This is a genomic window from Spirillospora sp. NBC_01491, assembly GCF_036227065.1.
GTDB classification, from domain to species: domain Bacteria; phylum Actinomycetota; class Actinomycetes; order Streptosporangiales; family Streptosporangiaceae; genus Spirillospora; species Spirillospora xylanilytica.
In genome coordinates this window covers 147,979-168,434 of sequence record NZ_CP109432.1, presented here as the reverse complement: position 1 = coordinate 168,434, position 20,456 = coordinate 147,979, and the positions used below count along the sequence as shown (strand labels likewise).

General features: G+C 72.0%; 19 protein-coding genes. 6 read left to right on the top strand and 13 right to left on the bottom strand.

All coding sequences use genetic code 11. From position 1 onward, the window contains the following. Positions 1-38 precede the first annotated feature (38 nt). Genes OHA34_RS00800 through OHA34_RS00790 form a run of 3 tightly spaced genes read left to right on the top strand, consistent with a single transcriptional unit; the run spans position 39 to position 1,976 of the window. Positions 39-644 (top strand): DUF3105 domain-containing protein, encoded by a 606-nt coding sequence (locus OHA34_RS00800; RefSeq protein WP_285943893.1) that lies wholly within the window; start codon positions 39-41, stop codon positions 642-644. After that, positions 641-1,366, top strand: a complete 726-nt coding sequence (locus tag OHA34_RS00795; RefSeq protein ID WP_285943894.1) for a DUF305 domain-containing protein — start codon at positions 641-643, stop codon at positions 1,364-1,366. Before OHA34_RS00800 ends, OHA34_RS00795 begins: the two co-directional genes overlap by 4 nt. Before the next feature lie 46 nt (positions 1,367-1,412). Further along, on the top strand, positions 1,413-1,976 hold the full coding sequence (locus tag OHA34_RS00790) for a TIGR03086 family metal-binding protein (protein ID WP_285943895.1): 564 nt from the start codon (positions 1,413-1,415) through the stop codon (positions 1,974-1,976). Positions 1,977-2,019: 43 nt separating this feature from the next. Here OHA34_RS00790 and OHA34_RS00785 read toward each other — a convergent pair whose 3' ends face one another. Beyond that, the gene (locus tag OHA34_RS00785) at positions 2,020-3,255 is read right to left on the bottom strand and encodes a DUF349 domain-containing protein (protein ID WP_285943897.1); all 1,236 of its coding nucleotides are present in this window, start codon (positions 3,253-3,255) and stop codon (positions 2,020-2,022) included. Between the two features lie 73 nt (positions 3,256-3,328). Beyond that, a complete protein-coding gene (locus OHA34_RS00780; RefSeq protein WP_285943898.1) occupies positions 3,329-4,129 on the bottom strand; it encodes a peptidylprolyl isomerase in 801 nt (266 codons plus the stop codon). A 289-nt stretch (positions 4,130-4,418) separates the two neighbouring features. Here OHA34_RS00780 and OHA34_RS00775 point away from each other — a divergent pair, with 289 nt between their 5' ends. From OHA34_RS00775 to aspS, 3 genes are read left to right on the top strand one after another with little or no spacing between them, the layout of a single operon-like run. Then, positions 4,419-5,147, top strand: a complete 729-nt coding sequence (locus OHA34_RS00775; protein WP_285943899.1) for an MBL fold metallo-hydrolase — start codon at positions 4,419-4,421, stop codon at positions 5,145-5,147. Positions 5,148-5,159: 12 nt separating this feature from the next. Then, positions 5,160-6,443, top strand: coding sequence for a histidine--tRNA ligase (hisS, locus tag OHA34_RS00770; RefSeq protein ID WP_285943900.1), 1,284 nt, complete (start codon positions 5,160-5,162; stop codon positions 6,441-6,443). Next, positions 6,440-8,200, top strand: a complete 1,761-nt coding sequence (gene aspS / locus OHA34_RS00765; protein WP_285943901.1) for an aspartate--tRNA ligase — start codon at positions 6,440-6,442, stop codon at positions 8,198-8,200. Before hisS ends, aspS begins: the two co-directional genes overlap by 4 nt. A 67-nt stretch (positions 8,201-8,267) precedes the next feature. Here aspS and OHA34_RS00760 read toward each other — a convergent pair whose 3' ends face one another. The 11 genes from OHA34_RS00760 to pdxT form a co-directional block, all read right to left on the bottom strand. Further along, positions 8,268-10,442 carry a RelA/SpoT family protein gene (locus OHA34_RS00760; protein WP_285944064.1) on the bottom strand — a complete coding sequence of 725 codons (2,175 nt, stop codon included), beginning with the start codon at positions 10,440-10,442 and terminating at the stop codon, positions 8,268-8,270. Between the two features lie 552 nt (positions 10,443-10,994). Continuing rightward, positions 10,995-11,519 (bottom strand): adenine phosphoribosyltransferase, encoded by a 525-nt coding sequence (locus tag OHA34_RS00755; protein ID WP_329520396.1) that lies wholly within the window; start codon positions 11,517-11,519, stop codon positions 10,995-10,997. A gap of 108 nt (positions 11,520-11,627) precedes the next feature. After that, entirely contained in the window at positions 11,628-12,818 is a 1,191-nt protein-coding gene (gene secF, locus OHA34_RS00750; protein WP_329520395.1) for a protein translocase subunit SecF, read from the bottom strand. 2 nt (positions 12,819-12,820) lie between these two features. Beyond that, the gene (gene secD, locus OHA34_RS00745) at positions 12,821-14,626 is read right to left on the bottom strand and encodes a protein translocase subunit SecD (RefSeq protein ID WP_329520394.1); all 1,806 of its coding nucleotides are present in this window, start codon (positions 14,624-14,626) and stop codon (positions 12,821-12,823) included. Between the two features lie 42 nt (positions 14,627-14,668). Next, entirely contained in the window at positions 14,669-15,223 is a 555-nt protein-coding gene (yajC, locus tag OHA34_RS00740) for a preprotein translocase subunit YajC (RefSeq protein WP_285943906.1), read from the bottom strand. Between the two features lie 178 nt (positions 15,224-15,401). Continuing rightward, on the bottom strand, positions 15,402-16,469 hold the full coding sequence (gene ruvB, locus OHA34_RS00735) for a Holliday junction branch migration DNA helicase RuvB (RefSeq protein WP_285943908.1): 1,068 nt from the start codon (positions 16,467-16,469) through the stop codon (positions 15,402-15,404). Next, complete coding sequence (gene ruvA, locus OHA34_RS00730) at positions 16,466-17,068, bottom strand: Holliday junction branch migration protein RuvA (RefSeq protein WP_329520393.1); 603 nt, start codon at positions 17,066-17,068, stop codon at positions 16,466-16,468. Before ruvA ends, ruvB begins: the two co-directional genes overlap by 4 nt. Further along, positions 17,065-17,622 (bottom strand): crossover junction endodeoxyribonuclease RuvC, encoded by a 558-nt coding sequence (gene ruvC, locus OHA34_RS00725; protein ID WP_285943910.1) that lies wholly within the window; start codon positions 17,620-17,622, stop codon positions 17,065-17,067. Before ruvC ends, ruvA begins: the two co-directional genes overlap by 4 nt. Before the next feature lie 113 nt (positions 17,623-17,735). Next, positions 17,736-18,896 (bottom strand): GNAT family N-acetyltransferase, encoded by a 1,161-nt coding sequence (locus OHA34_RS00720; protein WP_329520392.1) that lies wholly within the window; start codon positions 18,894-18,896, stop codon positions 17,736-17,738. 91 nt (positions 18,897-18,987) lie between these two features. Further along, on the bottom strand, positions 18,988-19,743 hold the full coding sequence (locus OHA34_RS00715) for a YebC/PmpR family DNA-binding transcriptional regulator (protein ID WP_285943913.1): 756 nt from the start codon (positions 19,741-19,743) through the stop codon (positions 18,988-18,990). Between the two features lie 3 nt (positions 19,744-19,746). Further along, positions 19,747-20,367: a pyridoxal 5'-phosphate synthase glutaminase subunit PdxT gene (gene pdxT, locus OHA34_RS00710; protein ID WP_285943915.1), complete on the bottom strand. Its 621-nt coding sequence runs from the start codon at positions 20,365-20,367 to the stop codon at positions 19,747-19,749. Positions 20,368-20,456 lie beyond the last annotated feature (89 nt).

The following is a 20,456-nucleotide window of genomic DNA, read 5'->3' as shown; positions in this document are numbered from 1 at the left end:
CGTCTTCGCGAGTACAGCAGCCTTGAGAGGTTCGTCCCGTGTCCAAGAACGCCCGGAACCGCGCGCAGCGCAACGTCCTGACCCAGCGCCAGGTGCCCTGGGGCGGCATCGCCTTCTTCGCCGTGATCGGCGTGGTGGCGATCGTCGCGATCTCCTACGCCTTCATGCAGAGCAGACCGTCGTCGGCCTCCGGCTCCGGCGGCGCGATCGCCGGGCTGGTCCAGAAGGACGGCCTCAGCCGCGACCACACCTCCGACCCGGTCAAGTACGACACCAGCCCGCCGATGGGCGGCGCCCACGACCCGATGTGGCAGAACTGCGACGCCCACGTCTACGACCGGCAGCTCCGCAACGAGAACGCGGTGCACTCGCTGGAGCACGGCGCCGTATGGATCTCCTACCGGCCCGACCTGCCCGCCGACCAGGTCAAGCTCCTCCAGGACAAGGTCAGCGCGACCGACTACACCCTGATGAGCCCCTACCCGGGGTTGGACGCCCCCCTCGCCCTCACCGCGTGGGGCAAGCAGGTCAAGGTGCAGAACGCCGACGACGGGCGGATCGACGCGTTCCTCCGCGCCTTCGTGAAGGGCCCGCAGACCCAGGAGCCCGGCGCGGCCTGCGACGGGGCCAAGGACACCCCGTGACCTCGGCGAACGAGCCCGCCGAGTCCGCCTCCGCCCCCGCCGCCGCCACTCCGGCGCGGGGGCGGGGGCGGGGGCGGCGGGCGACCGTCGTCCTCGCCGTGGCCGTCGTCCTGATCGCGGCCGTCCTGACCGGCCTGGCGACGCTGCGTTCGGAGCGGCCCGGGACCGACGGGCCCGAGGCCGGGTTCGCGCGCGACATGAGCGCCCACCACGCCCAGGCGGTACGGATGTCGTTCATCGTCCGGGACCGTACCGGGGACGCGGCCGTACGGCTACTGGCCTACGACATCATCAACACCCAGTCGGCACAGATCGGCATGATGACGGCCTGGCTGGACGAGTGGGACCTCCCGAAGAGCGACCCGGCCGGGCCCATGCGCTGGATGTCCGGCCACGGCGGCCACGGCGGGGCGTCCCGGGCGGCACCCCCGACCGTGTCCCCGGCGCTCCAGGCGGGGGCCGGCGCGGCCAGGATGCCGGGGATGGCGACGCGCGAGCAGCTGGGCGAGCTGGAGCACGCCTCGGGCCGTGCCGCCGAGATCCTCTTCCTGCGGCTGATGGTCGCCCACCACCGCGCCGGCGTCGCCATGGCCGAGGCGGTCCTGGACCGCACCGGGCACGCGCGGGTGCGGGCGCTGGCGCGCAGCATGGTGAACGGGCAGCAGGCCGAGATCGATCTGATGAACCGGATGCTGAGGGAGCGCGGGTCGGAGGCCGTCTGAGCCGTTGTGCTTGACAGCGAACGCCGATCGCGGGTCACTGACCACCATGGCTCAGACACTCACCGGCTACCACCGGGCACTGGATCTCTTCGAGGGCGTGGTCGGCGGGGTCGCCCGCGACGGCTGGGAGGCGCCGTCACCGTGCGCGGGATGGACCGCGCGGGACGTCGCCGGGCACGTCACCGGCGGTCAGCGCATGATCCAGGCGCTGGCCGCCGGGGCACCCCCGCCGGACCTGTGGGCCGCCCCCGCCGCGTTCAGCCCCGGGGACGCGCTGATGGCCTGGCGCACCGCCCGCAAGGAGTGCGCCGCGGCGCTCACCCCGGAGGCGCTGGCCCGCCCGATCCCCTTCGCCGGGCTCGGCGAACTGCCGCTGGGCGACTTCTTGGAGGGCTACATCCTGGAGCCGCTGGTGCACGCCTGGGACCTGGCACGGGCCACCGGGCAGCCGGCCCGGCTCGACCCCGACCTGGTGCACCACGCGTTCGCGACCGCCCAGGTGCTCGCCGCCACGCTGCGCGAGACCGGGAGGCTCGGCCCGGCCCGGCCGGCCCCGCGCGGCGCCGACGAGCAGACCAGGCTGCTGAGCTTCCTCGGCCGCGCCGTCTGAGCCGGAGGCCGAGCGGACCCAGGGGCCGCGGGGGGACGGGCGGTCAGGAGAACTCGGCCAGGGTGCGCTCGGCCTCTTCGAGCCAGGCACGGCGGGCCGCCAGCGCCTCCTCGGCGTCCTTGGCGTCCTTGGCGCGGCCGGCGTCGCGGGCCTTGCCGAGCCGCTTCTCCAGCTGCTCGATGGTGGTGCGCAGCTGGGTCACCGTGGCCTCGGCGCGGGCGCGGGCCTCGGGGTTGGTGCGCCGCCACTCCGACTCCTCGGCGGAGCGGATCGTCTCCTCGATCTTGCGGAGCCGCCCCTCCAGCCGGTCGCGCTGGTCGCGCGGCACCATCCCGGCCGCCTCCCAGCGCTCCTGGAGGGTGCGCAGCGCCTGCCGCGCCTGCCGGACGTCGCGGACGGGCAGCAGCCGCTCGGCCTCGGCGAGGATCCGCTCCTTCTCCTCGGCGTTCACCTGGAACTCGGCGTCACGCTCGGCGAAGACCGCGGTGCGGGCGGCGAAGAAGGTGTCCTGGGCGCCCTTGAAGCGGGCCCACAGGTCCTCCTCGGCGTCCCGCCCGGCGCGGCCGGCCGCCTTCCAGCGGCGCATCAGCTCGCGGTAGGCGGCCGCCGTGTCGCCCCAGTCGGTGGAGCCGGTCATCGTCTCGGCCTCGGCGACCAGCCGCTCCTTCTCGCGGCGGGCCTCCTCGCGCTGGTCGTCCAGGGTCGCGAAGTAGACCTTGCGGCGCTTGGTGAAGGCGTTGCGGGCCGAGGACAGCCGCTTCCACAGCGCCGTCTCGGTGGGCCGGTCGATGCGCTCGGCGGCCTTCCACTCCTCGACCAGCAGCCGGAGCCGCTCACCGCCGTTCTTCCAGTGCGTCTCCTCGACCGCGATGCGCTCGGCCTCGGCGACGATGCGCTCCTTGGTCTCGCGCGCCTCGTGCCGGGCGTGCTCGCGCTGCGCCTTGACCTCCTCGCGGCGCCGGCCGACCTGCTCGGTGAGGCCGTCGAGCCGCCGCGCCAGCGCCTCGAGGTCGCCCACGGCGTGCGCGTCGGTCACGGCCTCGCGCAGCCGCTGGACGCTCTGCTGGGCCTGGGCCGGTTGCAGGTCGGTGGTGCGGACCCGCTGCTCCAGGAGGCCGATCTCGGTGGCCAGCGAGTCGTACTTGCGCTTGAAGTAGGCCAGCGCCTCCTCGGGGGCCCCTGCCTGCCAGGACCCCACGACGCGTTCGCCGTCCGACGTCCTGACATAGACGGTGCCGTCCTCGTCAACCCGGCCCCAGGGATCGGTCGCGCTGGACACCCTTGCCTCCTGAATCGCAGGTCCGATCGTGCTCACACTCACCGGACCCTCCACACCTTAGTATCCCGTTCGCCTATTTCCCGGCGATCGTGACGTCCTGGATCGTGACCTTCTTCTTCGGCTCGCCGGTGCCGTCCTGTCCCGCCTTCTCGACGCCGGCCTTGGCGACCTTCTCCAGCTCGTCCAGACCCGAGGTGATCTCGCCGAACACCGTGTAGTCGGGTGACAGCTGCGAATCGCCGTACACCAGGAAGAACTGGCTGCCGTTGGTGTCGGCGCCGGAATTGGCCATGGCGAGCGTGCCCTTGGTGTACTTGGCGCCCTCGGTGTTCTCGTTGGCGAACTGGTAGCCGGGACCGCCGGAGCCGCTGCCCGTGGGGTCGCCGCACTGGAGCATCTTCAGCCCCTCGCTCGCCGACAACCGGTGGCAGTGACTCTTCTTCCAGAAGCCCTTGTCGGCCAGGAAGGCGAAGGAGTTCACCGCGCACGGCGCCTTCTTGGCGTCCAGCTTCAGCCCGATGTCGCCCTGGCTGGTCTTGATCTCGGCCTTGACCGTGCCGGTGCGGGCCGGCTTGACCGGCGGCGTGCCGAGGTCCTTGGGCGCCCCCTCGCTCTGTGCCGGGGTGTAGGCGCACTCCCCGGGCTTGACCTTGGCCTGCGGCGACGCGGTGGGCGCCGCGGCGTCGGCCTTGGACGGGTCGTCCTTGCCGAGCATCACCGCGATCCCGGCGGCGCCGCCGGCGATCACCGCCACCGCCACCACCGCGCCGATGACGCGGATCCGGCGGGCGCGGGCGGCCTCGGCCAGCCGGCGCTGCTCCTGACGCTCGTAGCGCTGCCGCGCGAGCTGCTTCTTGCGGTCCTTCCCCGCCACGTGCCTGCCCCTCCGCTGTGATCAGGTGAACGTGCAGCGCATAGTAGCGGTACCGGCGGCCGGACGCGCCGCCCGTCCGGTGCCCGCTACGCCGCGCCGACACGGCGATCTGCTATCTCGTTCGCGATGGCCACGGCCGCGCCGGTACCCTCGGAGCCACCGCGCGCGCCCGGAGCCCGTCCTCGGGCCGCGGAGCATGAGGAACACGGCTCCGCGGAAACGTTCAGGAAAGACACAGGGACGCCCGCTCACACGGCCCGGCCGAAACGGCCCAAAAGGAAGGACGATCGTGCTCGTCGCAGGGTTCCCAGCTGGATCGTTCGCCGCGAACTGCTATGTCGTGGCGCCCGCCGCGGGCGAGGAGTGCGTGATCGTCGACCCCGGCGAGGACGCCCAGGGCGGCATCGACGATCTCCTGCGCGAGCACCGGCTCAAGCCGGTGGCGGTCCTGCTCACCCACGGCCACATCGACCACGTCTGGTCGGTCGCCCCGGTGTGCGGCGCCAAGGACGTCCCCGCCTACATCCATCCGGACGACCGCGACCTGCTCACCGACCCGGCCAAGGGCCTGTCGCTGAACGCGGGGCAGCAGTTCTTCGGCGGGCTGACGCTGACCGAGCCCGACGACGTCAAGGAGCTGGCCGACGGCGACGCGCTCGAGCTGGCCGGGCTGAGCTTCACCGTGGGCCACGCCCCGGGCCATACGCCCGGGTCGGTGACCTTCCGGACGCCTCCGGCGGGCGACGTCCCCGACGTGGTGTTCACCGGCGACCTGCTGTTCGCCGGGTCGATCGGGCGCACCGACCTGCCGGGCGGCTCGTACGAGGAGATCCTCGCGAGCCTGTCGCGGGTGTGCCTCAGCCTGCCCGACGAGGCCGCCGTGCTGCCCGGCCACGGGCCGCAGACCACCATCGGCCGTGAGCGCGCGACCAATCCGTTCCTTAAGGACCTCCCGCGGGGGGACTCCCCAGGAAACCCGGATCTGGTGCCCTCCGACGGTCCTGACAAGGGATTCTGAGCCTAAAAGATCATGAGTTCGAGCTTCCAGGCCCCCAAGGGGGTCAGTGAATACGTTCCTCCGCGCGCCGACCTGTTCTACGCCATCCGCGAGGCGTTCGCCGAGCAGGCCAGGCTGGCCGGCTACGGCTACCTCGAACTGGCGGTGTTCGAGGACACCAACCTGTTCAAGCGCGGCGTGGGCGAGTCCACCGACGTGGTCAGCAAGGAGATGTACACCTTTGAGGACCGCGGCGGCCGGTCGCTGACGCTGCGTCCCGAGTTCACCGCGACGGTGCTGCGGTCGGTGCTGGAGAACAACCTGCACAAGGAGGGCGCGCTGCCGGTCAAGGTGTGGACCACCGGCCCCGCGTTCCGCGCCGAGCGGCCGCAGAAGGGCCGCTACCGGCAGTTCTACCAGCTCGACCTGGAGGCGATCGGCAGCGAGGACCCGCAGGTCGACGCCGAGACGATCGCGATCGCGTCCAACTGGTACCGCTCGCTCGGCCTGACCGGGGTGCGGCTGCTGCTCAACTCCCTCGGCTGCAAGGAGTGCCGTCCCGCCTACCGGGCCCTGCTCCAGGAGTTCCTGCGCGGGCTCGACCTCGACGAGGCCACCCGCGAGCGCATCGAGATCAACCCGCTGCGGGTCCTGGACGACAAGCGGCCCCAGGTGCGCGAGCGGCTCGCCGGGGCCCCGCTGATGGCCGACCACCTGTGCGCCGCCTGCAAGGCGCACCACGACCGGGTCCGCGAGCTGCTCGGCGACCTCGGCATCGGGTGGGAGGACACCCCCACCCTGGTCCGGGGGCTCGACTACTACACCCGCACCACCTACGAGTTCGACCACCCCCTGCTCGGCGCCCAGTCGGGCATCGGCGGCGGCGGTCGGTACGACGGCCTGTCGGAGGACATCGGCGGCCCCGCGCTGCCCGGCATCGGCTTCGGGCTCGGCCTCGACCGGACGATCCTGGCGCTGGAGGCCGAGTCCGGCACCCCGCAGGGCGCGGCGTTCGCCGTCAAGCCGCGCTGCCAGGTGTTCGGCGTCGCGCTCGGCCAGGACGCCGAGCGGCGGCTGTTCGGCCTGGTCGCCGAGCTGCGCGGCGCCGGTGTGGCCGCCGACATGGCCTACGGGGGCAAGAAGCTCAAGGGCGCCATGAAGGACGCCGACCGGTCCGGGGCCGCGTACGCGGTGATCCTCGGCGAGCGAGATATCGCCGCCGGCACCGCCCAGGTCAAGGACCTGGCCGGCGGCGACCAGGCGGCCGTGCCGCTCACCGAGCTCACTTCGACGCTGACGGAAAGGCTTTCACGATGATCCGCTCGCACGAGGCGGGAACCCTCCGCCCGGAGCACGCCGGGCAGCAGGTGACGCTGGCCGGCTGGGTCGGCCGGCGCCGCGACCACGGCGGGGTCACCTTCATCGACCTGCGCGACGCCTCCGGCACCGCGCAGGTCGTCTTCCGCGAGGACGAGGCCGCCCACGACCTGCGCGCGGAGTACTGCGTCAAGGTCGTCGGCGAGGTCCGGATCCGTCCCGCGGGCAACGAGAACCCCGAGCTGCCGACCGGCGCCATCGAGGTCGCCGCGACCGACATCGAGGTGCTCTCCGAGGCCGCCCCGCTGCCGTTCCCGATCGAGGGCGACGTCAACGTCAACGAGGAGGTCCGGCTCAAGTACCGCTACCTCGACATCCGCCGCGAGTCGGTCGCCCGCACCGTGCGGATCCGCTCCGAGGCCGCGTTCCTCGTGCACGACGTGCTGCGCGAGCGCGGCTTCGTCAGCGTCGAGACGCCCACGCTGACCCGCTCCACCCCTGAGGGCGCCCGCGACTTCCTGGTCCCGGTCCGGCTCAAGCCCGGCCACTGGTACGCGCTGCCCCAGTCGCCGCAGCTGTTCAAGCAGCTCCTCATGGTCGGCGGCCTGGAGCGCTACTACCAGATCGCCCGCTGCTACCGGGACGAGGACTTCCGCGCCGACCGGCAGCCCGAGTTCACCCAGATCGACATCGAGATGTCGTTCGCCGACCAGGACGACGTCCTCCAGGTCGGCGAGGACCTGGTCGCGCGGCTCTGGAAGGAGATCGCCGGCCACGAGATCCCCCGGCCGATCCCGCACATCACCTACGCCGAGGCGATGGCCCGGTACGGCTCCGACAAGCCCGACCTGCGGTTCGGCAACGAGCTGACCGACCTCACCGAGTACTTCGCCGGCACCTCCTTCCGCGTCTTCCAGGCCCCCTACGTCGGCGCGGTCGTGATGCCCGGCGGCGCCGCGCAGACCCGCAAGGAGCTGGACGCCTGGCAGGACTGGGCCAAGGCCCGCGGCGCCCGCGGCCTCGCCTACGTGCTGCTCCAGCCGGACGGCTCCCTCGGCGGCCCGGTCGCCAAGAACCTGTCCGACACCGAGAAGGCCGGCCTGGCCGCCGCGACCGGCGCCGCGCCCGGCGACGCGATCTTCTTCGGCGCGGGCAAGCGGCACGCCACCCAGGAGCTGCTCGGCGCGGCCCGACTGGAGATCGGCCGCCGCCGCGGCCTGATCGACGAGTCCGCGTGGGCGTTCACCTGGGTGGTGGACGCCCCGGTCTTCGAGCCGGTCGAGGACGACAAGGGCGAGCAGATCGGCTGGACCTCGGTGCACCACCCGTTCACCGCGCCCAAGCCCGAGTACGCCGCCACCTTCCAGGACGACCCGGGCTCGGCCCTCGCCGACGCCTACGACCTGGTCTGCAACGGCAACGAGATCGGCGGCGGCTCGATCCGCATCCACCGCGCCGAGATGCAGCAGCGGGTGTTCGAGGTGCTCGGCATGTCCAAGCAGGAGGCCGAGTCGAAGTTCGGCTTCCTGCTGGAGGCGTTCAAGTTCGGCCCGCCCCCGCACGGCGGCATCGCGTTCGGCTGGGACCGCACCGTCATGCTCCTGGCCGGGCAGGACTCGATCCGCGATGTGATCGCCTTCCCGAAGGCGGCGTCCGGCTACGACCCGCTGACCGCCGCGCCCACCCCCATCACCCCGCAGCAGCGCAAGGAGGCGGGCATCGACGTGATCCCCGAGGACGCCCCCGCCGAAGCCTGACCCGCAGGACCGCAGAGGCCCGCCGCACCCGCGGCGGGCCTCTCGCCGTTCCGGCCCGGGCGGCGCGTCAGCGGGTGGCGCCGCTGGTGACGCGGTAGACGTCGTAGACGCCGTCGATGGACCGGACGGCCTTGAGGACGTGGCCGAGGTGCTTGGGGTCGCCCATCTCGAAGGTGAAGCGGCTGACGGCGACGCGGTCGCGGGTGGTGGTGACCGAGGCCGACAGGATGTTGACGTGCTGGTCCGACAGCAGCCGGGTGACGTCCGACAGCAGCCGGGGCCGGTCGAGCGCCTCGACCTGGATCGCGACCAGGAAGACCGAGTCCTCGCCGGGCGACCACTTGACGTCGATCAGCCGGTCGGGCTCGGTCTTCAGGCTGGCGACGTTCGCGCAGTCGTTGCGGTGCACCGAGACCCCGTGGCCGCGGGTGACGAAGCCGACGATGTCGTCGCCCGGGACCGGGGTGCAGCAGCGCGACAGCCGGACCCAGACGTCGGAGTCGCCCGCCACGACCACGCCGGGGTCGCCCGCGGGGGTCTTGCGCTTGCGCCGGGTGGGCAGCGCGATCTCGGCCAGGTCCTCCTCGGCGCTCTCGACACCGCCGAGCGCGTCGACGAGCCGCTGCACGACGTGCTGCGCCGAGACGTGGCTCTCGCCGACGGCGGCGTACAGGGACGAGACGTCGGGGTAGCGCATGTCGCGGGCGAGGGCGAGCAGCGCCTCGCCCGACATCATCCGCTGGAGCGGCATGTTCTGCTTGCGCATCGCGCGGGCGATGGAGTCCTTGCCGGTCTCGATCGCGGTGTCGCGGCGCTCTTTGGAGAACCAGTGCTTGATCTTGTTGCGGGCGCGGGCGCTCTTGACGAAGTTGAGCCAGTCCTGGCTCGGCCCGGCGTCCTGCGACTTGGAGGTGAAGACCTCGACGGCGTCGCCGTTGTCGAGCGCGGATTCCAGCGGCACCAGCCGGCCGTTGACGCGGGCGCCGATGCACCGGTGGCCGACCTCGGTGTGGATCGCGTACGCGAAGTCGACCGGGGTGGCGCCCTGCGGCAGCGCGATCACGTCGCCCTTGGGGGTGAAGACGAAGACCTCCGAGACCGACAGGTCGAAGCGCAGCGACTCCAGGAACTCGGCGGGGTCGGCGGTCTCCTTCTGCCAGTCGAGCAGCTGGCGCAGCCACTGCATGTCGCCCGCCTTGCGGCCGGCGACCGTCTCCTCCTTGTACTTCCAGTGCGCGGCGACGCCGTACTCGGCGCGGCGGTGCATCCCCCAGGTGCGGATCTGGAGCTCGACCGGCTTGCCCTCGGGCCCGATCACCGTGGTGTGCAGCGACTGGTACATGTTGAACTTCGGCATCGCGATGTAGTCCTTGAACCGGCCGGGGACCGGGTTCCATCGCGCGTGGATCGAGCCGAGGGCCGCGTAGCAGTCGCGGACGCTGTCGACCAGGACCCGGATGCCGACCAGGTCGTAGATGTCGTCGAAGCTGACGTCCTGGGCGATCATCTTCTGGTAGATCGAGTAGTAGTGCTTGGGCCGTCCGGTCACCGTCGCTTTGATCCGAGCGTCCCGCAGGTCGCCCGAGACGTTCTCGATGACCTCCTGGAGGAAGATGTCGCGCCGCGGCGCGCGCTCGGAGACCAGCCGGGCGATCTCGTCGAAGCGCTTGGGGTAGAGGGTGGCGAACGCCAGGTCCTCCAGCTCCCACTTGAGGGTGTTCATCCCGAGGCGGTGGGCCAGCGGTGCGAACACCTCCAGCGTCTCGCGGGCCTTCTTCTCCTGCTTGTGCCGCGGCATGTAGCGCAGCGTGCGCATGTTGTGCAGCCGGTCGCCGAGTTTGATCACTAGGACCCGGATGTCGCGGGACATGGCCACGACCATCTTGCGGACCGTCTCGGCCTCGGCGGCCTCGCCGTACTTGACCTTGTCGAGCTTGGTCACCCCGTCGACCAGGGCGGCGATCTCGTCGCCGAAGTCGGCGCGCAGCTCGTCGAGGGTGTACGGGGTGTCCTCGACGGTGTCGTGCAGCAGCGCCGCGCACAGCGTCTCGGTGTTCATGCCCAGCTCGGCGAGGATCGTGGAGACCGCGAGCGGATGGGTGATGTAGGGGTCGCCGCTCTTGCGCTTCTGCTCGCGGTGGTAGTGCGCCGCGACGTCGTAGGCGCGCTCGATGAGCCGCAGATCCGCCTTCGGATGGGTGTTGCGGACCGTCTTGATGAGTGGTTCGAGTACCGGGTTCATAGTGGGGCCCCGCTGGGCGCCCAGCCTGGCGAGCCTGCGTCGCACCCGGGCGGCGGACGGCGGAATCGTGGCCGGCGTCGGTCTGGAGGTGATGGACGGCGTGGCCGCGGAGGCGGGCTCCGTGGCCGGTTCCGGAAAGGGGTCCGCGGACCCCCCGGTGGAGGCGGAGCGGGCGGCGCGGCTCCCGGGCTCGCGCTCTCCCTGGTCAGATGCTCCGGTCTGGGCGCGGTCCCGGGCGGGCCCGTCGCCGCGCGAGGGAGGCGCCGCGGGCGCCGGGGCCGTCTCGGCGGCTCCCGACGTGCCGGGGCCGGTCGCGACCGGCCCCGGGCGGGCCGCCGTCGCGCCCGCCTCGCCGGGCCCGGTCGCGGCGGTCTCCCGTCCGGCGCCGGGCTCGGGGCCCGCCACGGCGTCGCTCAGCGCGCCGGTCGATACCACCTCACCTGGCACCCAGCCTCCTTAGACCCAGTGGGCGCACTGCCTGCCCGCCCCGCGGGAAGCGCCCGTCCCCACCGGACCGTGATGTCGCCCAGTGTATCCGGCGCCCTTTTCGTGCTAGACCGTAACCAGGGAATGGACGTCCAGATCCCCTAGTTTGTCGCGGCCGTGCAGGAATGACAGCTCCATCAGCACCGACAGCCCGGCGACCTCTCCACCGGCCCGGCGGACCAGCTCGGCCGCCGCCCTGGCCGTCCCCCCGGTGGCCAGCACGTCGTCGACGATCAACACCCGTTCACCGGGGCCGAACGCGTCGGTGTGCATCTGGATCGTCTCGGTCCCGTATTCGAGATCATAGGTCTGCTCGTGCGTCCGCGCCGGCAGCTTTCCCTTTTTGCGCACCGGGACGAAGCCCGCGCCGAAATGGTAGGCGACCGGGGCGGCGAGGATGAACCCGCGCGCCTCGATCCCGACGATCTTGTCGATGGTGCCGCGGCCGTGGTGGTTGACGATCGCGTCGACCACCCCCGCGAAGGCCACGTGGTCGGCCAGCAGCGGCGTGATGTCCTTGAAGACCACGCCCGGCTTGGGGTAGTCGTCGATGTCGCGGATCCGGTCCCGGATCAGCTTGTCGAGGTCCATGGGGCACGCTCCCTGCTCATGCGCCGGCCGTGCCGGTGCCCGCCACCGGAGGGATGGCGGGCACTGGCACGGCCGGAAACGCTGGTTTCGGCTCTCGGAAAACGGGTGCTACTTGCCGCCGCCCCGGCGCTGCTGCCGGGAGCCGCGCCGCGGCTGGTGCCGCGGTCCCTGCTGAACGACCTTGCGGACGGTGACCGAGGCCCGCACGTCGTCGGCGGACGGATCGTCCCCGGAGGCGCCGTCGTCGGGGGCGTCGTCGTCGCCGTCGCCGTCGTCGCCGTCGGCCTGGTCCGCGGGTTCGGCGGCGCCCGCCGCCCTGGCGGTCTTGGCCTTGCGCTTGGCGCTCTGCTCGCGGCGGGCGATGTTCTCGCGCAGCTGCCGGTACTTCGGCTCGCGCTCCTTGAGCTGGACCAGCAGCGGGGTGGCCACGCAGATCGAGGAGTAGGTGCCGACGATCATGCCGACGAACAGCGCGAGCGACAGGTCCTTCAGCGTGCCGGCGCCGAACAGCGAGGTCCCGATGAACAGGATCGCCGCCACCGGCAGGATCGCCACCAGCGAGGTGTTGAGCGAGCGGACCAGGGTGTTGTTGATCGCCTCGTTCGCCGCCTGGCTGTAGGTGACCTTGGAGGTCGGCCCGAGCGGCTTGGTGACCTCCTTGATCATGTCGAACACCACGACGGCGTCGTACAGCGAGTAGCCGAGGATGGTCAGGAATCCCAGCAGGGTGGCCGGGGTGACCTCGAAGCCGGACCAGGCGTAGATGCCGGCGGTGATGACCAGGTCGTGCACCAGCGCCACCACTGCGGCCAGCGCCATCCGCCATTCGAAGGCCACCGACAGGTAGGCGATGATCAAGATCATGAAGACGGCCAGCGCCTGCCAGGCCTTCTTCTGGATCTCACCACCCCACGAGGCTCCGACCACCTGGGTGCTGACCTTGTCGGGCTGGACGCTCAGGTCCTTGGCGACGTTGTCCTTGACCTTGGTGACCTGCGCCGAGTCGAGGCTCTCGGTGGTGACCCGCCAGTCCTCGCCGGCCTTCTGCACGATGGCCTGGTGCGCGCCGCCGCCGGTGACGGCGCCGCGGACCTGCTCGATGGACGACGTCGGGGCCTTGAAGGTGAAGACCGAGCCGCCCTTGAACTCCACGCCGAAGTTGAGCCCCTGCACGAGCAGGCCGGTGATGGACAGCAGGAGCAGCAGCCCCGAGATCGTGTACCACAGCTTCGGCTTGCCGACGATGTTGGCACTGACCTCGCCCCGGTAGATCCGGGCGACGGATCCGCGAAATCCCATGGTCAGGCCTCCTGACGCGTCGACGGACGGGTGGCCGCGTCGGGCTCGGGCCTACGGTGCAGCTTGCGCGGATCCAGCCCCGACATCGGGTGCCCCTTGCCGAAGAAGTCGGTCCTGGACAGCAGCGCGACCATCGGCTTGGTGAAGAAGAACACCACGACCACGTCGATCAGCGTGGTGAGCCCCATCGCGAACGCGAAGCCCGCGACGCCGCCGACGGCGAGGAAGAACAGCACCAGCGCGGCCAGGAAGGTCACCGCGTCGGCGACCAGGATGGTGCGGCGGGCGCGCTTCCACGCGTTCTCGATCGAGGGCCGCAGCCGGCGGCCCGCCCGCAGCTCGTCGCGCAGCCGCTCGAAGTAGACGATGAACGAGTCGGCGGTGATGCCGATGGAGACGATCAGGCCGATGATGTGCGGCAGCGACAGCCGGAAGCCCATGTTCTCGCCGAGGATCACCACCATCAGATAGGTGATGCCGGCGGCGACCAGCAGGCTGGAGACCGCCACCAGGCCGAGGCCCCGGTAGTAGGCCAGGCAGTAGAGCAGCACCAGGATCAGACCGATGCCGCCGGCGATCAGCCCGCCCCTGAGCTGGTCGGAGCCGAGCGTGGAGGACACCTCGTCGATCGAGCTCTGGGTGAACTCCAGCGGCAGCGCGCCGTACTTCAGCACGTTGGCGAGGTCGGTGGCGTACTGCTGGGTGAAGCTGTCGGGCGGCCCGTCGATGCTGGCGGTGCCGCCGGTGATCGCACCGCGGTTGATGCTGGGCGCGGAGACGACCTGCCCGTCGAGCACGATCGCGACCTGCGCCTGCGGAGAGCTCGGGTTCTGCTGGTAGGCCTGGTAGGCCTGGGTGGTGACCTCGCCGAACTGCTTGCCGCCCTTGCCGTCGAACTTCAGCGCGACCGACCAGCTGGCCTGTCCCTGCTGCGCGTCCGGCGGCATCGCGTTGGCGCTGGAGACGTCCTCGCCCAGGACCCGGACCGGCCCGAGGATGTACTTGGCGACCTGACCGTTCTCGGCCTTCTGGTCACAGGAGGCGACCCACTTGCGATTGGGGTCGTTGGCCCCCGGCACCCGCTTGTCGGCCTGGGTGCAGTCGAGCTCCTCGAACTGCTTGATCACGGCCTTGTCGACGCCCGACAGGTCGGCGCCCTGCTGCGCCTCGGGCGGGAGCGTCGGCTGCGCGGTCGGCTCCGGCGAGGCCGGGGCCGAGGGCGGGGCGGACGATCCGGACGTGGGCGTCGGCGCGGTGAGCGCCTGGGAGAGCGCGCGGCCCCGCGGCGACGCCGTGGGCGTCCCCGGCACGGCCGACGACGACGGCTTGGCCGAGGGCGAGGTGCTCGGCTCGGGGCTCTTCTTGCCCTTGCCCTTGCCGGTCGGGCTCGCCGAGGGCGAGGCCGTCGGAGCCGTGGTGGGCTTGCCGTCGGCGACCGCGAAGACCTGACGGAACTGGAGCTTGGCCGTGGTCCCGATCAGCTGGACGACGCGGCTCTGCCCCTCGCCGGGCACGTTCACCACGATGTTGTTGCTGCCCTGCTTGGCGACCTCCGCATCGGCCACGCCCAGGCCGTTGACCCGCTGCGTCATGATCTTGACGGCCTGGTCCATCTGGCTGGACGGCGGCGACTTGCCGCTCGTGGTCTTGGCGGTCAGCGTGACGGTCGTCCCGCCGGCGAGGTCCAGGCCCAGCTTGGGCACCGGGCGGCCCTGGAGGAGCATCACGCCGATCAGGGCGGCGATGACCGCGAAGAGCGCGAGGAGTGTGCGCCCTGGCCTGGAAACGTTGCTACGAGGCGGAGCCACTGGTCGTCTTACTTCCCGTCTTGAGTCGTTGCCGGCCGGGCGTCAGGCCGAGGGCTTCTCCACTGCCTCGGCCTTGGCCTTCCCGTTGGACGGGACGTCGCCGGCCTCGCCGGACTCGTCCGCGCCGCCATCGGCAACGTCCTTCGCCGCGTCCTTCGAGCCCTTGGCCCCGGCGTCGGTCCCGGACTTGGACAGCCCGACCTCGTCGCCCTTCTTGGCCAGGTCGACCGAGTCGCCGGAGGCGGTGTCCTCGTCGCCGTCCTCGATCTCGTCGTCCTCGTCGAGCTCGGCGTCCTCGACCTCGTCCTTCAGGACCTGCATGACGGCCTGCTTGACGAAGCGGGCCTCGACGCCGGGGGCGATCTCGAGGGTCAGGCCGTCGTCGTCGACGGACACGACCGTGGCGTGCATGCCGCTGGTGGTCAGCACCCGCGCGCCCGGCTCCATGCGGTTCTGCATCTGGAGCTGCTCTTTCCGGCGCTTGCTCTGCGGCCGGATCAGCAGGAAGTAGAAGACCAGGGGCACGGCGAGCAGAAGCAGCAGGGAGGTGGCCCCGCTGCCGCCCGATTCGGCCGCGATAATCATGTTGCTGCCCATCACAGGGGCATCCTTCCGATGTGTTTTGCCCAGCCTGTGGCCAGATCGGCCTCGTCCGAGGTCCGCCGGCTGGAGACGGTGTGAACCAAGTCCCGGAGTCTAGAGAGTACGCCAGACCCCGGCAACGACGTGACGAGCGACGACGCCGGGAAGTTCCCAACCCGTTACCAGATGATCACTATTCACCCTGACCGGGGTCGTCGCCGACCTCGAAGAGGGTACCCGCCATCGGCGCGCCCGGCGGCGGGGTCAGGCCGAGGTGGGCCCACGCGGCCGGGGTCGCGATGCGGCCCCGCGGGGTGCGCGCCAGCAGGCCCTGCCGTACCAGGAACGGCTCGGCGACCACCTCGACGGTCTCGGGCTCCTCCCCCACCGACACCGCCAGCGTGGACAGCCCCACCGGCCCCCCGCCGAACTTGCGCATCAGGGACTCCAGGACGGCCCGGTCGAGCCGGTCGAGGCCGCGCTCGTCGACCTCGTACAGGTGCAGCGCGGCCTTCGCCAGGTCTTCGGAGACGGTGCCGTCGGAGCGGACCTCGGCGTAGTCGCGGACGCGGCGCAGCAGCCGGTTGGCGATGCGCGGGGTGCCGCGGGACCGTCCGGCCACCTCGGCCGACGCCGCGTCGGAGATCTCCACCTCCAGCAGCCGCGCGGACCGCCGGACGATCACCTCCAGCTCGGCCGGGTCGTAGAAGTCCATGTGCGCGACGAACCCGAACCGGTCGCGCAGCGGGCCGGGCAGCATCCCGGCCCGGGTGGTGGCGCCCACCAGGGTGAAGGGGGCGATGTCGAGCGGGATCGCGGTCGCCCCGGGGCCCTTGCCCACCACGACGTCGACCCGGAAGTCCTCCATCGCCATGTAGAGCATCTCCTCGGCGGGCCGGGCCAGCCGGTGGATCTCGTCGAGGAACAGCACCTCGCCCTCGGAGAGGGTGGACAGCACCGCGGCCAGGTCGCCGGCCCGCTCGATCGCGGGCCCGGAGGAGATCCGCAGCGGCTGCCCCAGCTCCGCCGCGATGATCATGGCGAGGGTGGTCTTGCCGAGCCCCGGGCCGCCCGACAGCAGCACGTGGTCGGGCGTCCGGCCGCGCCGCATCGCGCTGTGCAGCACCAGCGAGAGCTGCTCGCGGACGCGCTCCTGGCCGATGAAGTCGTCGAGCTTCTTGGGCCGCAGCGCGGCCTCGATCACCTGTTCCTCGGACCCGTCGGCGCTCGCCGACATGAGCCGCTCGTCGGGCTCGCTCACTTGCTGAGCTTCTTCAGCGCGGCCTTGAGCAGCGCGGCGACCGGCGGCGCCTCGCCGGCGCCGAGGTCGGCGGCGACCGCGTCGACGGCCGCGTCGGCGTCACGAACGGTCCAGCCGAGGTTGATCAGGCCGGCCTGGACCTGGTCGCGCCACGCGGCGGCGCGCACGGGGGCGCGCGCGCCTTCGGCGCCGCCGGCCGGGTCGCCGAGTCGGTCCTTCAACTCCAGGACGATGCGCTGGGCGCCCTTCTTCCCGATGCCGGGGACCTTGGTGAGCGCGGTCAGGTCCTCGGCGGCGACCGCGCGGCGCAGCCCGTCGGGGCTGTGCACGGCGAGCATCGCCAGGGCGAGGCGGGGGCCGACGCCGCTGGCGGTCTGGAGCAGCTCGAAGACCTGGCGCTCGTCGTCGTCCGCGAAGCCGAACAGGGTGAGGGAGTCCTCGCGGACGACCATCGAGGTCGGCACCCTGGCCTCCTCGCCGACCCGCAGGCCGGCAAGGGTGGCGGGGGTGCACTGCACCGCGAAGCCGACGCCGTGCACGTCGATCACGGCCCCGTCCGGTCCGGCGGCGGCCACCTGGCCGCTGACGAAGGCGATCACTGCCCGTATCCTCCTGTGCTCTTGGTGCGGGCGGCCAGGCGCGCCTGGTCGAGCCGGGACTGCGCGCCGCCGCGCCAGACGTGGCAGATCGCCAGCGCCAGCGCGTCGGCGGCGTCGGCCGGCCTCGGCGGGGCGTCCAGCCTCAGCAGCCGGGTCACCATCATGGTCACCTGGGCCTTGTCGGCGCGGCCGTTGCCGGTCACCGCGGCCTTGGCCTCACTCGGGGTGTGCAGCGCGACCGGCAGGCCGCGTCGGGCCGCGGCCAGCATCGCGACGCCGGCGGCCTGCGCGGTGCCCATCACGGTGCGCACGTTGTTCTGTGCGAACACCCGTTCGACCGCGACGGCGTCCGGGCACAGCTCGTCCATCAGCGCCTCGATGCCCGTCTCGACGGCGAGCAGCCGCCGGGCGACCTCGTCGTCCGGGGCGGAGCGCACGACCTCGACGCGCACCAGCCGGAGCGGTTTGCCCGGGGCGCCGTCGACGACGCCGACCCCGCACCGGGTGAGCCCAGGGTCCACGCCCATCACCCGCACGGCCACTCCTTCGATCATCTGTTCGGCAGGCGACACGCTACCGGTCCCGGCCGACAACGTCGCGCCGACGGGCGCACCGCCCGGAAGTCGCGCGGCCGTTCCGGAGCGGGGCCGGGCGGGGCCGGCGCCGGTCAGAAGTAGTCGAGGGCGAACGGGGAGGCCGCGAAGACGCCGGACAGCACGTCCGCCTCGGCCGCGCCGCCCTCGATCAGGCCCGAGCGCAGCAGGGTGCCCCCGGGGACGCCGGCGTAGAGCGCGGCCAGGCCGCGGGCGCCGAGCCGCAGGGCGCCGGGGTCTTCGGCGGACCGTTCCAGCCGCCCCTCGCCGTCCCGGACGGTCAGCCGCCAGGAACCGGCGTTGGCGGGAAGGTGCTCGTCCTCGACGCGGAGCGGGACGTCGGCGGTGATCCCCGGCGGGTAGCCGCGGGCCTCGATCGCGGCGGGCGCATCCACCACCCGGAGCATCCACTGCTTGCGGCGGACGTCCTCGACTGAGCGCTCGCGCAGGAGCCACAGCACGGGGTCCTGCGGCCCGATGCAGGCGCGGACGGTGCGGGCGGCCGAGGAGCCCGACCCGACGATCGCCCACAGGGCCCGGAGCGTCCGCTCGGAGCCCGCGACGAGGCGGTCGACCTTCAGCACGTTGTTGCCATCGGCCCAGTGGTAGGACAGGAATCCGTCCTCGGCGAGGTGGACGTAGTTCGACTCCTCCTGCAGAACCATGCGCCAATGCGCCGTTCCGAGGCCGACCGGGCCGGAGTCGAGGGCGGTCCGGTGCACGCGGTCGATGACGGCGGCCACCTCGGCGGCATCGTCGGCCGTGGGCCGCCGTACGGGGACCCGCGCGTCGGCCCGGACGGCGCGCAGCGCCTCGGCCGGCAGCTCGGTCCAGTGCTGCGCGCCCGCCTGCTCCCATCCGAACGAGCGGTAGAGGGGCGTGGTCAGGGGGAACAGCATCGAGAGCGCGTGTCCGAACTCGGCGCAGCGCCGCAGCGTGGCGGTCATCATCGCGCGGCCGACGCCGCGGCCCCGCTCCTCGGGGGCGACGGTCACGCCGCTGACTCCCGCCATCGACACCGACCGCCCGCGCCACCACTGCGTCATGTCGTACACCGACGCCGTGGCCACCACCCGGCCGCCGTCGAATCCGGCGAGGTACCGCCCGGCCTCCACGCCGGGCCCGGCGACGCGCAGCCGGTTCGCCCATGCCTCGTCCGATATGGCCCCGAAGGCCCTGGAGCGGATGTCACGGGTGCGGGCCATCTCCTCGGCACCGAGTGCGCGAATCTCCATGATCCAGACCGTACGCCATGGTGGGACGGGGTCCGGGAACCAGGGCGCCGCCGGCCCCGGAGGGCACGGCGGCGTCCGGGGACGGCGGGCGTCAGGCGTCGATCGCCGCGAGCACCTCGTCCGGCACGTCGAAGTTGGCGTAGACCTCCTGGACGTCGTCGGAGTCCTCGAGCGCGTCCAGGAGCCGGAACACCTTCCTGGCGCTGTCCTCGTCGAGCTGGACGGTGACGCTCGGCAGGAACTTGCTCTCGGCCGACTCGTAGTCGATGCCCTGCTCCTGGAGGGCGGTGCGGACCGCGACCAGGTCGCCCGCCTCGCTGACGACCTCGAAGTTGTCCTCGTCGTGCTCGTTGACCTCTTCGGCGCCGGCGTCCAGCACCGCCATCATCACGTCGTCCTCGCTGGTGCCCTGCTTGGGCACGATGACGACGCCCTTGCGGTTGAACAGGTAGGACACCGATCCGGGGTCGGCGAGCGAGCCGCCGTTGCGGGTCAGCGCGACGCGCACCTCGGAGGCGGCCCGGTTGCGGTTGTCGGTGAGGCACTCGACCAGCACGGCGACGCCACCGGGGGCGTAGCCCTCGTAGGTGATGTTCTGCCAGTCGGCGCCGCCGGCCTCCTCACCGGCGCCGCGCTTGCGCGCACGCTCGATGTTGTCGTTGGGGACCGAGTTCTTCTTCGCCTTGTAGATGGCGTCGTACAGCGTCGGATTGGCGTCGGGGTCGCCGCCGCCGGTGCGCGCCGCGACCTCGACGTTCTTGATCAGCTTGGCGAAGAGCTTGCCCCGCTTGGCATCGAGGGCAGCCTTCTTGTGCTTGGTCGTCGCCCATTTGGAATGGCCGGACATCTGTCAATCCTCCTGCTCCGTCGCCCGGCGCACCAGATCGGCGAAGTAGTGGTGCACTCGGTAGTCGCCCGTCAGCTCCGGATGGAACGCGGTCGCCACGAGGCGGCCCTGCCGGACGGCGACGATCCTACCGGCGTTCCGGCCGCTCTCGGCGCGGCCGAGGACCTCCACGGCGGTGCCGACGGTCTCGACCCAGGGTGCGCGGATGAAAACGGCGTGGTACGGCGTGTCCCCCATGCCGGTCAGCAGGACGTCGGACTCGAAGGAGTCGACCTGCCGGCCGAACGCGTTGCGCCGCACGGTCATGTCGATGCCGCCGATGGTCTCCTGGCCCTCGATGCCGTCCCGGATCCGGTCCGCGAGCATGATCATGCCGGCGCACGAGCCGTACACCGGCAGGCCCGCCTCGACCCGCTTGCGCAGCGGGTCCAGCAGGTCGAAGGTGCGGGCCAGCTTCCACATGGTGGTGGACTCGCCACCGGGCAGCACCAGCCCGTCGACGCGTTCGAGCTCCTCGGGGCGGCGCACCGTCATGGTGCGCGCCCCGGCGGTCTCGAGCGCGCGCGTGTGCTCGAGCACGTCGCCTTGGAGGGCGAGGACACCGATCAGGGGAGCTGCGGTCACGTGGACACCTTCCGGGAGTGGGCCAGGGGCCTGACAAGCCTAGACGTCGGTTGCAACGCTCCAGGACCGGCACGCCTTCCCGCGCGGGC

What these genes read in the sequence shown, in the direction of transcription:
- OHA34_RS00755 (WP_329520396.1), bottom strand. Translation starts at nt 11,519, where the DNA reads ATGGACCTCGACAAGCTGATCCGGGACCGGATCCGCGACATCGACGAC.
- hisS (WP_285943900.1), top strand. Translation starts at nt 5,160, where the DNA reads ATGAGTTCGAGCTTCCAGGCCCCCAAGGGGGTCAGTGAATACGTTCCT.
- OHA34_RS00715 (WP_285943913.1), bottom strand. Translation starts at nt 19,743, where the DNA reads ATGTCCGGCCATTCCAAATGGGCGACGACCAAGCACAAGAAGGCTGCC.
- ruvC (WP_285943910.1), bottom strand. Translation starts at nt 17,622, where the DNA reads ATGATCGAAGGAGTGGCCGTGCGGGTGATGGGCGTGGACCCTGGGCTC.
- OHA34_RS00790 (WP_285943895.1), top strand. Translation starts at nt 1,413, where the DNA reads ATGGCTCAGACACTCACCGGCTACCACCGGGCACTGGATCTCTTCGAG.
- OHA34_RS00760 (WP_285944064.1), bottom strand. Translation starts at nt 10,442, where the DNA reads ATGAACCCGGTACTCGAACCACTCATCAAGACGGTCCGCAACACCCAT.
- yajC (WP_285943906.1), bottom strand. Translation starts at nt 15,223, where the DNA reads ATGGGCAGCAACATGATTATCGCGGCCGAATCGGGCGGCAGCGGGGCC.
- secF (WP_329520395.1), bottom strand. Translation starts at nt 12,818, where the DNA reads ATGGGATTTCGCGGATCCGTCGCCCGGATCTACCGGGGCGAGGTCAGT.
- aspS (WP_285943901.1), top strand. Translation starts at nt 6,440, where the DNA reads ATGATCCGCTCGCACGAGGCGGGAACCCTCCGCCCGGAGCACGCCGGG.
- OHA34_RS00720 (WP_329520392.1), bottom strand. Translation starts at nt 18,896, where the DNA reads ATGGAGATTCGCGCACTCGGTGCCGAGGAGATGGCCCGCACCCGTGAC.